The sequence below is a fragment of the Haemophilus parainfluenzae genome (assembly GCF_003252725.1).
In the GTDB taxonomy this organism is placed as follows: Bacteria; Pseudomonadota; Gammaproteobacteria; order Enterobacterales; family Pasteurellaceae; genus Haemophilus_D; species Haemophilus_D parainfluenzae_L.
The window spans coordinates 59,732-74,302 of sequence record NZ_QEPO01000005.1 but is presented as its reverse complement, the minus strand read 5'-3'; the positions used below and the strand labels follow the sequence as shown (position 1 = coordinate 74,302).

The 14,571-nt window shown below is 40.5% G+C and carries 9 protein-coding genes; 3 read left to right on the top strand and 6 right to left on the bottom strand.

Features of this window, described 5'->3' with window-relative positions:
- Nucleotides 1-4 precede the first annotated feature (4 nt).
- Nucleotides 5-1,174 (bottom strand): EmrA/EmrK family multidrug efflux transporter periplasmic adaptor subunit, encoded by a 1,170-nt coding sequence (locus DPV85_RS07135; protein WP_111327543.1) that lies wholly within the window; start codon nucleotides 1,172-1,174, stop codon nucleotides 5-7.
- 403 nt (nucleotides 1,175-1,577) lie between these two features.
- Between DPV85_RS07135 and DPV85_RS07130 the strand changes: the two genes are divergently transcribed.
- The gene (locus DPV85_RS07130) at nucleotides 1,578-5,270 is read left to right on the top strand and encodes a YadA-like family protein (protein ID WP_111327542.1); all 3,693 of its coding nucleotides are present in this window, start codon (nucleotides 1,578-1,580) and stop codon (nucleotides 5,268-5,270) included.
- Nucleotides 5,271-5,401: 131 nt separating this feature from the next.
- Complete coding sequence (locus DPV85_RS07125; protein ID WP_111327541.1) at nucleotides 5,402-6,541, top strand: DUF2827 family protein; 1,140 nt, start codon at nucleotides 5,402-5,404, stop codon at nucleotides 6,539-6,541.
- A 91-nt stretch (nucleotides 6,542-6,632) separates the two neighbouring features.
- On the opposite strand, the gene DPV85_RS07120 is transcribed toward DPV85_RS07125, so the two are convergent.
- Together DPV85_RS07120 and nhaA are read right to left on the bottom strand one after the other, a co-directional pair.
- The gene (locus DPV85_RS07120; protein WP_111327540.1) at nucleotides 6,633-8,165 is read right to left on the bottom strand and encodes a glycosyltransferase family 2 protein; all 1,533 of its coding nucleotides are present in this window, start codon (nucleotides 8,163-8,165) and stop codon (nucleotides 6,633-6,635) included.
- 8 nt (nucleotides 8,166-8,173) lie between these two features.
- Complete coding sequence (gene nhaA, locus DPV85_RS07115; RefSeq protein ID WP_111327539.1) at nucleotides 8,174-9,361, bottom strand: Na+/H+ antiporter NhaA; 1,188 nt, start codon at nucleotides 9,359-9,361, stop codon at nucleotides 8,174-8,176.
- A 209-nt stretch (nucleotides 9,362-9,570) separates the two neighbouring features.
- On the opposite strand from nhaA, the gene brnQ reads away from it, so the two are divergent.
- Entirely contained in the window at nucleotides 9,571-10,872 is a 1,302-nt protein-coding gene (brnQ, locus tag DPV85_RS07110; RefSeq protein ID WP_111327538.1) for a branched-chain amino acid transport system II carrier protein, read from the top strand.
- 65 nt (nucleotides 10,873-10,937) lie between these two features.
- Here brnQ and rlmB read toward each other — a convergent pair whose 3' ends face one another.
- From rlmB to rpsT, 3 genes are all read right to left on the bottom strand, one after another.
- Nucleotides 10,938-11,678: a 23S rRNA (guanosine(2251)-2'-O)-methyltransferase RlmB gene (gene rlmB / locus DPV85_RS07105; RefSeq protein ID WP_005698098.1), complete on the bottom strand. Its 741-nt coding sequence runs from the start codon at nucleotides 11,676-11,678 to the stop codon at nucleotides 10,938-10,940.
- Nucleotides 11,679-11,758: 80 nt separating this feature from the next.
- Nucleotides 11,759-14,104, bottom strand: coding sequence for a ribonuclease R (gene rnr / locus DPV85_RS07100; protein ID WP_111327537.1), 2,346 nt, complete (start codon nucleotides 14,102-14,104; stop codon nucleotides 11,759-11,761).
- Nucleotides 14,105-14,264: 160 nt separating this feature from the next.
- On the bottom strand, nucleotides 14,265-14,528 hold the full coding sequence (gene rpsT, locus DPV85_RS07095; protein ID WP_005695217.1) for a 30S ribosomal protein S20: 264 nt from the start codon (nucleotides 14,526-14,528) through the stop codon (nucleotides 14,265-14,267).
- Between the last annotated feature and the right edge of the window lie 43 nt (nucleotides 14,529-14,571).

Here is a 14,571-nt window from a genome sequence, read left to right as displayed (position 1 = left end):
AAACCTAATAGCTATTGTCGCGAATAATGGATTCGATCAAATTATTGACCGCACTTTCATCATATTGCAGCACATTCGTGGAATAAAGCGTTGTAGCTGGCGCTTGGTCACGCAAGGTTTCACCTTGGCTATCACTCACATCCACTTTCACGGTGGCAGAAAGACCGATACGTAATGGGTTTTCAGCTAGCTGTTGCGGATCTAATTGAATACGCACAGGCACACGCTGCACCACTTTGATCCAGTTACCGGTCGCATTTTGAGTGGGTAATAATGAGAATGCGCTGCCTGTCCCCATTTCAATTCCGACTACTTTACCATCAAAGGTTTTATCTTTTCCGTAGAGATCAAAGTGAATTTTAACCGGTTGACCAATTCGCATATGGGTTAATTGTGTTTCTTTGAAGTTGGCATCTAACCACATTTGATCGGTAGTCACCACTGCCATTAATGCCCCGCCAACAGAAACCGCTTGCCCTACTTGCGCATTACGACGAGCCACATAGCCTTTAATTGGACTACGGATTTTCGTACGTTCTAAATTTAACCAAGCTTGTTTTAAATTACTGACCGCACTTTGAATTTGGGGCTGTTCACTTAAAGGACCATCTAGCAATAAGGCTTGATTTGCCTCAAGTTGGTTTTGTGAGGTCATTAAGTTCGCTTTTGCCAGTTCAACGGCTTCTTTTGCATGTTGGAACGATTCTTTATCAATAGCCCCATCTTTGACTAATTGCACACGACGGTTCAAGTTTCCTTGTGCTTGAGCAAGGGTTATTTCATTCGCACGAACAGCAGATTTTAATTGTTTTACGGTGTAATTCAGTTGAGAAACTTGGCGAACGGCATTGGCTAAATTGCTTTTAGCTTGCTCAAAACTCAATTTGGCGTTGGTGTCATCCAGTTCTAATAACACATCGCCCGCTTGTACGGGATCCATATTATCGACATTAATTTTCGAAATATTCCCCGCGACTTGTGCCGATACCATCACCTGATTGCCGCTGACATAGGCATCTTCCGTTTCTTCAAAGCCTTTAATAAAGAAAAACCAATAAGCTGCAGAACCGATTGCAATCAGAAGAAGCAAAAGAATAAAAATGGAAAGCCCTTTTTTACGTTGTTGAGATTTATTATTTGAAGAGTTTTGTGTATCTGTTTGTTGATCGGACATAATGTGAGCCTTATCGGAAAATGCTGAAGTAAAAAAGCTTCAGTCTATAAAATATGAATGTTTGTTCATTATGAACGTGAATTAGAATTATTTCAAGAATGACCGCACTTGTTTAGATAAAAGTGCGGTCAATTTTAATGACGTTTTTTCATAACAAACAGGTGTCGGTATTGCTAAAGCAGAGAGTGGGATTTTGTTATAGTATTTGGATATAAAAGCAAAATTAATATGTGTTTGTTTTTTTAGGATAATTTATTTACATACATTTACATAAATTATATTGAAAATGCCTAGATTTTATTAAGCGTGTGTTAGATAATGGGGATTGGTCTCTGCTTGGGTGTTTTGAGGCAGGCTCATAGTTTTATATTATTAAATTTATGCAAGGGAGTTTCATTTTTTTATGAATAAGATTTTTAAAGTAATTTGGAATCGTACTACTCAGTCGTTGGTGGTGACGTCCGAATTAGCAAAAGGGCAAGTAAAATCATCTTCTGATATTTCAGTGCCGACAGTTGTAGGTCGAGTCAGTAAATTATTTAAATTAAGTGCTGTTGCATTGGCAACATTGGGTGTTGCAGGACAGGCAGATGCGATTTCGGCTCCTCTAAATAATTTCACTTATCAACCGAATAACTTTTTGATTGCTGGTGGCGGTGGTACAGCAACTGATACTGGCTCTGTTGCTATTGGTCATCAAGCCTCCGCAGATCATGGGGGGGTGGCTTATGGCCGTTTTTCTAAGGGAACAGGGGCTAATAGCGCGGCTTACGGTATTGCTACAAAAGCAACAGGTACTAAATCAGTTGCAGTTGGTTCAGATGCTGTAGCGAGCTCAAATTTTGCAGTAGCAGTAGGGGCTAGTGCTAATGCAAAAAATACTGATGATGTCGCGTTAGGTGCAGGTTCAGTCACTGGAAATCGTAATTCATTAACTTCAATTACAATTAATGGAAATGAAGTTGGTAATAATGGTCAAGAGAGTGGAACGTCTGTTCTCGCGGTCGGTAATAGTACCTCTGCTAGACAGGTTCAATATGTTTCAGCAGGCTTAATTAGCGCAACTTCTACCGATGCGATTAATGGTTCACAGCTTTACAACGTGATTACAGTCGTAAATTCAACGGCAAGTACGGCAACATTAGCACAAGCTACCGCAGATAATGCTAAAACTGTTGCAGATGATGCTAAAACTAAAGCAGAAAGAGCAGACGATGCAGCAGCCGGTGCGAAAGGTACGGCAAATAATGCTCTAGCTCTCGCAACAACGGCAAACACTACTGCAAATAATGCATTAGAGTTGGCTAATCAAGCCGCTAATATTTATTTCCATGTAAATGATGGAACAGAGGATATAGATAGACTTCCTTCAGAGGAGAGTTTAAGAACTAATGGCGGCTCAGTTCGTTCGTCTGCTGGTGCACAAGGTATATTTTCTATTACAGCAGGTATGCGAGCAACAACCACCGAAACAGCATATAATGCAATTGCTATGGGTAACGGTGCTTCAGCAGCATCTGAAGATGCAGTGGTAGTGGGGTCTAATAGTGCAGCTCGCACAGGGACAGTAAATGCAACCGTATTAGGTGCTAATTCTGTGGCCGAAGCAAATTCAGTGAATGCGACTGTAGTGGGACAATTCTCTGCAGCGGGTAAAGATTCTGTGAATGCAACCGTTGTAGGTTCAAGAAGTTATGTTCGTCCAAATACAAATGATGGTACAGCATTAGGTCATTACGCTGGTGTGGATAACAGCACAACAAATGGTACATCAGTTGGTGCTCGCACTTGGGTTGGTGAAAATGTAAAAAATGGTACAGCATTAGGGGTGTATAACCTTGTTGGTAATAACACCCAAAATACTATTGCTGTAGGTGTTGCAAATAACGTAAAAGATGGCGTTAAAAATAACACGATTATTGGACACGGTAATACTATTGCATCAAACGGTACAACCGTATTGGGTAATAACTTAAATATCGCTGCAGGTTTAGATGAAGCAGTGGTTTTAGGTAATCATTCAACTACGACAGGTTCTCATCCTATTGCAAATGTAACTGAAGCAACTGTGGGTAATTTAACCTATAGTGGCTTCAAAGGAACCGTTGCAGGTGCGGGTAGCTTTGTAAGTGTCGGTGCAGTAGGTGATGAGCGTAAATTGATCAATGTTGCAGCAGGAAATATTTCCGCGACTTCAACAGAAGCGATCAATGGTTCACAACTTTATGCAGTAACTTCACAGCTAGATCAAACAAATGAAACAGCCAAGACAGCCGCTTCAAGTGCAAGTAATGCAGTTTCTTTAGCCTCTACAGCAGCTTCAGCGGCAACATCAGCGGCGGAAGTGGTTACCAGCAACTTAAGTAAAATTGAAAGTGCAGCTTCAGCAGCTGTAAGTGCCGCTTCATCAGCAAATAGCTCAGCAACAGCTGCAAGTACTTCAGCATCAGCGGCAGATTCTTCTGCAACCGCAGCAAGCTCTTCTGCATCAGCGGCAGATTCTTCAGCGAAAGCCGCAAGCTCATCAGCGTCAGCGGCAGATAGCTCAGCGACTGCAGCAAGCTCTTCAGCTTCAGCGGCAGATTCTTCTGCAACCGCAGCAAGCTCTTCAGCTTCAGCGGCAGATTCTTCTGCAACCGCAGCAAGCTCTTCTGCATCAGCGGCAGATTCTTCTGCAACCGCAGCAAGCTCTTCTGCATCAGCGGCAGATTCTTCAGCGAAAGCCGCAAGCTCTTCAGCTTCAGCGGCAGATTCTTCTGCAACCGCAGCAAGCTCTTCTGCATCAGCGGCAGATTCTTCAGCGAAAGCCGCAAGCTCTTCAGCTTCAGCAGCAGATAGCTCAGCAACAGCAGCAAGCTCATCTGCATCAGCGGCAGATTCTTCTGCAACCGCAGCAAGCTCTTCAGCTTCAGCAGCAGACAGCTCAGCAACCGCAGCAAGCTCTTCAGCTTCAGCAGCAGACAGCTCAGCAACAGCAGCAAGCTCATCAGCGTCAGCGGCAGATTCTTCTGCAACTGCAGCAAGCTCTTCAGCTTCAGCAGCAGATAGCTCAGCAACCGCAGCAAGTTCTTCAGCTTCAGCAGCAGATAGCTCAGCGACAGCTGCAAGCTCTTCAGCTTCAGCAGCAGACAGCTCTGCAACCGCAGCAAGTTCTTCAGCTTCAGCAGCAGACAGCTCAGCGACAGCTGCAAGCTCATCCGCATCAGCAGCAGATAGCTCAGCGACTGCAGCAAGTTCATCGGCTTCAGCGGCAGATTCTTCTGCAACTGCAGCAAGTTCTTCAGCTTCAGCAGCAGATAGCTCTGCAACCGCAGCAAGCTCATCCGCTTCAGCGGCGGACAGCTCAGCAACAGCAGCAAGTTCATCAGCATCAGCGGCAGATTCTTCAGCGACTGCTGCAAGCTCTTCAGCTTCAGCAGCTAAATCTTCAGCAACAGCGGCTGAAAGCACCGCAAAACGTATTGAAGATTCAGGCTTGATCAGTAAAGATGGTAAAACAGCATTTGCAGCGGATAACACCAGCAAACGTAATAGTGCGAAAGCGAAAGGTAAAGATGCAACTGCGGTTGGTTATGGATCAAATGCAAGTGGCGAAAATGGCACAGCGTTAGGTAATAACTCACAAGCTTCAGGTAAAAACTCAACCGCTGTTGGTCAAGGCGCGAAAGCAACTGCAGCTAACTCAGTAGCACTAGGCCAAGGCTCTGTAGCAAATGAAGCAAATACTGTTTCAGTTGGTTCAGTCGGTAATGAACGTCGAATCACAAATGTAGCAGATCCAGTTCGTGGTACGGATGCAGCAAACAAACAATATGTTGATCGTTCTGTTGGTGCAGTTCGTAGTGAAATGAAGAAAACTGATAAGAAACTTCGTGGTGGTATCGCAGGAGCAACTGCTGCAGCGAATATTCCACAAGTGACTAAACCAGGTGGTTCAATGGTTGGCCTTGGTGTAGGTAACTACAAAGGTGAAAGTGCCGTTGCAGTAGGTTACTCTCGTGCGAGCGATAACAATAAAGTTATCTTCAAAGTGAGCGGGGCAGCAACCACTCAAGGTGATTACAATGTTGGTGCCGGTGTAGGTTATCAATGGTAGTCACTTACTAAACTAGACAAATCACTCGGGTAGGAATATCCGAGTGATTTTTATTATTTAAGCCATTTAAAAATAGTTCTATTTTTGACCGCACTTTTAGATGACTTAAATAATAGAAGAGGAAAAAGAATATGCGTAAATATAAAATTGGAATTACGTTTAATTTAGAGGCGAAGGTTACGGATATTTGGGCAAACGGCGCAAATCAAAATGTCATTCATCTTTTTCATTTATTTCAACATTCGTCAATTGTAGAAGATGTTATTCTGGTTTCTTGGGGACCAGAAAAGCGCACTACACCTCCAGAAGGGTTTATGCTTGATGGATTAAATTTGAAATACGCTTATATTGAGGATGTAATTGATCAATTAGACGTATTGATTGAGGGGACATTAGTGATTGAACCTCATCAAGTTACTCGAATGCATCAGCATGGTGGTAAAGTTGTTTGCTATAAAATGGGCAATGACTTTATTATGGATATGGAAAATTTCCTCTTTGATAAGAAAGCAGGAAGAGTGTTTAATGGTACGTTATTTGATTCTGTATGGATGATCCCACAGCATGAGAATACCTGTAAATCTTATTTTTCCATTATGTATCGTTGTCCTGCTTATGTGGTGCCTGCAATTTGGTCGCCGGTATTCTGTGATCAGGTGATTAAGCGAATCAAAGAGAAGCATAATCTTACTTTTGGGTATAAACCAGATACTGAGAAAAAAGCTAAGCGTATAGCTTCTTTTGAAGCCAATATTAACATTGTAAAAACGTGTTTTACACCAGTGTTAATTGCTGAACAGGCCTATCGTGAAGCTCCTGAGAAAATTAAAAACGTCTATATGTGCAACACCTACGATAAAAAAGATAATCCAACCTTTTTCAATTTTATAGGTCGAACTAATCTTGTTAAAAATGGGGTGATGACGGTAGAAGGGCGTTATCAAATGCCTGATTTTCTTACTCGCTATGTAGATATTGTGCTAAGTCATCAGTGGGAAAATGGTTTGAATTATGCTTACAATGATGCTTTGTATGGTGGCTATCCATTTATTCATAATTCAAAACTTATCCCTAAAGGCGTGGGGTATTACTACGATCAGTTTGACGCATTTGAAGGTGCAAAAGTGTTGCTTGATGTGATTGATAACCATGATAAGCATCATGAAGAATATGTGAAAAGAGCAAATGAATATTTGGATTCTCAATTACCAACTAATCCTGTGAATATTTATTTGTACGAGAAAGAGATCAAGCGGTTGTTTTCTGAATAAGACTTGTAAAAATCCCTCAGTGAGCACTAAGGGATTTTTTATTCAACTTATAAATCTTAATTAGTATTAATAGTGTGTTTATCTATAATATTTACCACAAAGCATTAAATTCTTTTTCGTATTTTTCTTTCAAATTAAGAAAATCTACTTTTTCATTCTCTGGCAGTAGTTCATAGCATGTCATTACATACCCATAAATATCATCTACATATTTTTTAAATCCAGGCAACAACTCATTGTTGAGTTTCATATTTTCTATTTCAGTTATTACATCAGATAGATTTTGAAATAGACTTACTTGATTTTTAGAGGTCGCAACAGAACTAATTGAACCTTTTCTTTCTCTTCTATACATATAAAAGCAGTTTTTATAAATCGCATAACTACTAATATATTTAGTAAGAAAAAAACTCCATGCCACATCTTCAAAAGATCGTCCTTTTATAAAAAAGAGGTGGTTTTTTAAAATTAATTCTCTTTTTATTGTTTTTGTAAAGGGGAACCCAAGATAAATTCCATCTTGATAAAGACCTTGAAAGTCTTCCCTAAAAGAACCTATTAGCTTATCTCGGTTGATGTAATGGTTTACAATTTTGTCAGGATAGATACTGCTCATATAATTGAAGATAATATCGGGATTATTTTCAGTAATTATCTTTTGTAAATCAGAGAGAACAGTTGTTCCTTCCCAATAATCATCACTATCTAAAAACATTAAATACTCTCCTCGAGCAATTTGAATGCCTGCATTTCTTGCGTCGGATACTCCACCGTTAATTTTATGGATAAAAACAATATTAGAATATTGTTTAGCATATTTGGCGCAAATGTCGATAGAATTATCTGGTGAACCATCATCAACTAAAATAAGTTCATAATTCTGATAATCTTGTGCCAAGACAGATTCAATACATTGCTCGAGGTAAGGTTCAACATTATAGATTGGAACAATGATACTAAATAGTGGATTTTCAACTTTATCTTGTTGTTTTTGGCCTGGATTTTCCCCCAATAGATAACGTGCTTGAGCAATATTTTGAGGTTCATAAAAAGCAGTGAATTGATCAGAAAGCCAGTAGGGTTTCGTTTCACTTAAAAGTGCGGTCAATTTTTTTGCGACATTTTTTCGGATGAGATAAAGCGAACCACCATAGTTGTATTGGTTTGTATCTCCATATATTAGCGCATCTGGTTCATCACCAGCTTGAAATAAGCGTTCACCAGAACGAGCATCACCATCATGTTGCAATTTGATAATGCCGTAAGAAGAGTATTTATTAGCATAACCGATAGCATGTTGGATGAAGTTTTCAACAGGTTGTATTTCACTTTCAGCAATTAAAGCAAAATCATTGTCTTGTAGCTGTTCATTTTCAGCAATGACTTTCCAACAATGAATGTGAGACAGCGTATGGGCGATTTCTTTGTTATTGGGAGTGCGCTCAAGTAGTTCTTCCGCTTTCTTTAAATTAAATAAGGCTGAAGAATTACCGAGTAAGCTAACCTGTTCTTTAGTTACTGCAGGAATAGGAACAACGTGAGAATCAGAGGCACATTGTAAAAAATGACTCAGTCCCTCTATTTTTTCAGATGCATAAATCACATAACAGGTTAGTTTTTCCATTGTTTTGATTACCCTTTACTTTTCGCAGTAGTTACTTTCAACGCGATATACCCCACAATAGCTGAAACAGTGGAGCCTAATAAGATCCCTAATCGAGAAAGGGCGTTAATGCTTTCACCGGCATCAGCATTGAAGGCAAGGCTTGCTAAGAACATCGACATGGTGAAGCCAATACCGCATAAAATCGCCACGGCAAAAATTTGTTTGAAGTTGATGCCTTGTGGTAGTTTTGCGATGCCAAGTTTAACGGAAAGATAACTGAAACCAAATACGCCGAGTGGTTTTCCGATAATTAAGCCAAGCGAAATCGCGAGCAATAATGGAGATGTCAGCATGCTGAGATTAATGCCATCGAAGCTTACCCCCGCATTGGCAAATGCAAATAATGGCAGGATAACAAAGGATGACCAAGGGGCAAGAATATGCTCAAAGTCGTGTAATGGTGTTTCGCCATTTTTGCCTTTCAATGGGATACAAAATCCGATGATAACCCCTGCAAGGGTAGCATGCACACCTGATTTTAATACCGAAGCCCATAGGATTGTTCCCACCACCATATAGGCACAAAGTGCGGCCACTTTAAAGCGATTTAATGCGATAAGTACAACAATAGCAACTGCAGCAAATATGAGTGCTTGTACACTCAATCCGTGTGAGAAAAACAGTGCAATAACAACAATAGCGCCTAAGTCATCAATAATGGCTAAAGCAAGTAAAAAGATTTTTAGTGGGAGTGGTACTTGTTTACTTAATAATGCCATGATCCCGAGTGCAAAGGCGATATCTGTTGCCATTGGAATAGCCCAGCCATCGGCTAAAGCGGGATCGTGTTGGGCGATAAATACATAAACTAATGCAGGAATAATCATTCCCCCCACCGCTGCAATAGCGGGGAAAATCGCTTGTTGATAGCTTGAAAGGGAGCCCTCAAATAATTCTCTTTTGACTTCCATTCCAACTAAAACAAAGAATACCGCCATAAAACCATCATTAATCCAGTGAATTAAGGTTTTATCGATAGAAAAAGTACCTACTTGAATGCTGACTGGTAAGTTTAAAAAGTCATTATAGGTTTGATTAAGCGGTGAATTGGCTAATAGCATTGCAACTACCGCTGAAAAAAGTAATAAAATTCCGCCAGCTGATTCCAATTTGAAAAAACGCTGAATTTGTTGAATCAAACTCAGTTTATTCATTCATTCTCTCCTAAAAAAGTAATAAAAAATAATAAAGCTTAGATACTATCACAAATTTACTGATTTTGGAAAAAGCGTCGGTGGATAATGTGAGATTTAATCGGAGTGTGATAGATTTCGTGATCTATTTCACAAAATTTATTTTCATTTTTGGAATAAAAAACAATTTAATAGTAAAATCCTTAAAATTTATTTATTCGAGAATACTTATGTTTTCAAAAAAAGACATCATCGTATTAGGCATGATGATTTTTGCTTTATTTTTAGGCGCAGGAAATATTATTTTTCCACCGATGGAAGGTTACTCCGCAGGTAACCATTGGGCAACCGCTTCGCTAGGATTTGTGATAACAGGCGTACTCATGCCATTTATTACATTAGTTGTTGTGTCAGTATTAGGACGTGGTGAAGAACTGACTAAGGACTTACCCAAGTGGGCAGGCGTAGCCTTTTTAACCATTCTTTATTTAGTCATCGGTTCAACCTTTGCAATGCCTCGAATTACTAATGTCGCTTATGAAATGGCATGGTTACCATTGGGGCTCGTTGAAGATAGTGCGACAACACGTCTTATTTTCTCTGTGATCTTTAATATTATCGCGATGGGATTCATGATTCGCCCAAGTACCATTATTTCAACGGTGGGTGAAGTGATGACGCCAGCATTGTTGGTATTATTGCTCGTTGTTGGGATCACGGTTTTTGTTTCACCTCTTTCTGACATTGTTGCCCCGTCGCAGGCTTATGCCGAGAATTCAGCATTAACCACAGGATTAATTAGTGGTTATCAAACAATGGATGTACTGGCTGCGATTGCCTTTGGTGGCATTGTTGCACGGGCGTTGTCTGCAAAAAATGTGACCAATCCACAAAAGATTGTTCAATATACTATTTCAGCGGGTTTTGTCTCAGTCATTTTATTAGGCTGCTTGTATTTTGCCTTATTCTACTTAGGGGCGACTTCTGATGCTGTGGCACAAGGCGCAACAAATGGCGGACAAATTTTCTCTCGTTATGTGAACAGTTTATTTGGCACGGCAGGAACCTGGATTATGGCTGGGATTATTACTTTAGCAAGTTTAACCACATTAGTGGGCGTAACCAGTGCGTGTGGTGATTATTTCTCTAAGTTTTCGACACGTTTTTCTTATCCATTCTGGATTGTTTTCTTCACTGCCATGACGACAATTATTTCACAATATGGCTTAACAAAATTACTCCGAGTAACGATTCCAGCCTTGTTGTTGATTTACCCAATGGCGATCATGTTAGTGGTTTTACAGCTCGTGCGTAATAAATTGCCTTCTATTCGATTGAGCTATTACACCACTATTTTTGTGACAGTTTGTTTTAGTTTGATTGATAGCCTGAAAAACTTGGATATGTTGCCAGAAGGGTTACATCAAATCATGACTCATTTCCCGCTCTATTCACAAGGGCTTGCGTGGCTTGTGCCTGCATTATGTACTTTAGTGCTTTCCATGATATTCGGGAAAACCATTTCAAAATAATAAAAATGCCGATAATGATTTATCGGCATTTTTTATATCAAGTGCGGTCGTTTTTTCACGTATTTTTAGGCTGCCAGACGTTGTCTCACAATTTCAAATAAACATACACCCGTCGCAACGGAAACGTTGAGGGATGAAACTGAGCCCGCCATTGGAATACTAATGAGTTGATCACAATGTTCACGAGTAAGACGACGCATGCCTTCACCTTCGGCCCCCATCACTAAGGCAAGAGAACCAGTAAGTTTACTTTGATAAATAGTTTCTGTTGCTTCGCCGGCCGTACCTACTACCCAAATATTATGATTTTGTTGTAGATCTCGCAAAGTACGCGCTAAATTGGTTACGCGAATTAATGGCACAGTCTCCGCAGCACCGCAAGCCACTTTACGTGCAATAGAAGTGAGTTGAGCGGATTTATCTTTTGGCACGATAACAGCACTCACACCGGCAGCATCCGCAGTACGTAAACAGGCTCCCAGGTTATGGGGATCCGTCACGCCATCAAGCACTAATAAAAGTGGATTTTGTTTACGAGTAAGGAGTTCATCCAGATCATGTTCATTTAGCTCTTTCGCTTCTTGCACACGAGCAATCACACCTTGATGCACTTCACCATTGGATTTTTTATCTAATGTTTGACGATTTACAAATTGCACCGCAATGCCTAAAGCATAGAGCTCATTAAGTAAGGGTTGTAGGCGTTTATCTTCACGTCCTTTCAGCACAAAAACTTCAATTAAACGCTCAGGGCTATTTGCTAAAATGCTGTTTACAGCATGGATACCATAGATATTTTCTGACATAGGGTTCTCTTATTTATTATTTTTTGTCATTATCCTCCCTCTTTAGCAAAGAGGGGGGAAGGGGAGATTGGGTAAAAATATTATTTCTTCCGTTTTCTAGTTGGTTTCTTAGAAACATCTTTATTTTTGACCGCACTTTTACGTTTTTTTGACGCTTTAGGTGGCAGTTCCTTAAAGACTTTTTTTGCTTTTTGTTTTGCCGTTTTGCCAACACGACGTGGTTTTCTGGCACTTTCGACTAAACTAAAATCTACCATTTTTTGTTCTAAATGAACGGCGACCACGCGAATTTTTACTTTATCGCCAAGGCGGTAGATCATACCACTATTTTCACCGATTAAACGTTGTTTGGCCGCATCAAATTGATAGTAGTCGTTATCTAAAGTAGAAATATGGACTAAGCCGTCAATGAATAAATCATCTAAACGCACGAATAAGCCGAAGCCCGTTACAGATGAGATCACTCCGCTAAATTCAGCGCCCACGTGATCTTGCATATATTCACATTTCAGCCAATCTGCTACTTCGCGAGTGGCATCATCAGCACGGCGTTCGGTCATTGAGCAGTGATCACCTAATAAATCCATTTCATCAAAGGAATAGTGATAGCCGCCAGTATCCGTCGTTTTACGTTTAGCACCTTTTTCTTTTGCTAATAAATACTTAATCCCACGATGAAGGGTTAAATCCGGATAGCGACGAATCGGGGAAGTAAAGTGTGCATATTCCTCTAAAGCCAAACCAAAGTGACCGATATTATCCGCATGATAAACCGCTTGGCTTAAGGAACGGAGCAACATGGTTTGAATGAGTTCGTGATCTGGGCGATCTTTCACTTGCTCTAACAATTTCGCATAATCTTTTGTGGTCGGTTTCATGCCTCCTTCAAGGCTTAAGCCACATTCACCTAAAAACGCACGGAAAGACGTCAGTTTTTCTTCGCTTGGTGTGGCATGAATACGATAGAGTGCTGGCTCTTTATGTTTTTCCATAAAGTTTGCCGCTGCAATATTTGCAAGAATCATGCATTCTTCAATGATTTTGTGCGCATCATTTCGCACAACAGGTTCAATGCGATCAATTCGTCCCATGGCATTGAAAATAAATTTGGTTTCGATGGTTTCAAAATCGATGGCACCACGTTGTTTGCGTGCATTGAGTAACGCTTGATAGAGATGATGCAATTCTTCTAAATGTGGTACTAGCCCTTGATAGCGCGTGCGGAGCTCATCATCGCCGTCTAAAATTGCCGCGACTTTCGTATAGGTTAAACGTGCATGAGAATTCATTACCGCTTCATAAAAACGATAGTCCGTGAGTTTACCTTTGGCAGAAATGTGCATTTCACACACCATACACAAGCGATCAACTTGTGGATTCAGTGAACATAATCCGTTGGATAAAATCTCCGGCAACATTGGCACAACACGATTAGGGAAGTAAACGGAGTTACCTCGGTTATAAGCTTCTGTGTCCAATGCAGAACGTAAACGCACATAATAGCTGACATCGGCAATTGCCACCCAAAGCTTCCAGCCTTTACCGCTTTTTTCGCAATATACGGCATCATCAAAATCGCGCGCATCTTCGCCATCAATGGTAACCAGTGGCAGATTGCGTAAATCCACACGGCCTTTTTTTGCTTCTTCAGGCACTTCTTCCGTGAATTTTTTAACGTATTTTTCGACCGCACTTGGGAATTGGTGAGGAATGTCATGATTACGAAGAGCAATCTCCACTTCCATCCCTTTTGCCATATTGTCACCCAGAATTTCGGTAATAATACCAACAGGTTGAGTGAAGGAGGCAGATCGTTCTTGCAATTCAACCACGACAACTTGCCCCATTCGAGCCCCATTGCGGTGTTCATTAGGGACTAAAATATCTCGTCCGATACGGCTGTCATCAGGCACCACATAGCTAAAGCCATTTTCTAAGAAGAAACGGCCGACAATTTGTTTTTTACGACTTTCAAGTACGCGAACAATACGGACTTCGCGACGACCACGGCGATCTAAGCCTGCAGGTTGGGCTAATACAAAATCACCATGCATTACACGTTGCATTTGGTGATTAGGAATAAAGAGATCCTCTTTTTTACCTTCGACTTGTAAAAAGCCATAGCCTTCGCGATGGCCGATGACCATGCCTTTGAATAAATCTAATTTTTCAGGCAAGGCATAGCGTTTACGTTTAGTGAAAACTAATTGTCCATCATTCTCCATGGCGCGCAATCGGCGGCGCATGGCTTCTTGTTGTTCATCACTTTTAATTGAAAGTGCGGTCAAAATTTCTTCCCGACTCATCGGGGCATTATTTTCACGGATGATTTGCAGAATGTAGTCTCTGCTTGGGATCGGATTACCATATTTTGCTAATTCTTTTTGATAATTCGGATCCGATTTTTTAAAAGATTTTTTGGTCATTTATTGTTTATTTTATGATTAATTTTTAAGTTGTGGGGTAGTTTACAGGTTAAAGGGGGGAATGCAAGCTTGTTATCAGACGTTTGTGGCAGGACGGTTTACGGCAAACAAAAACCGCACCAAAGTGCGGTTTTATTTTTAAGCTGTTTTAATGCTTTAATTACGCTAATTTTTTGATTTGAGCAGCTAATTTAGCTTTGTGGTTTGCTGCTTTGTTAGCGTGGATTAAGCCTTTAGAAGCCATACGGTCAACAACTTTTTGCATTTCAACGAATGCTGCTTCAGCTGCTGCTTTTTCACCTGCTGCTACTTGAGCATATACTTTTTTGATGTAAGTACGCATCATAGAGCGTTGGCTTGCGTTGTGTTGGCGGCGTTTTTCAGATTGAACCGCGCGTTTTTTTGCTGACTTGATATTAGCCAAGGTCAAACTCCTAAAATTTCTGTTAGATGATTATGACAAAATA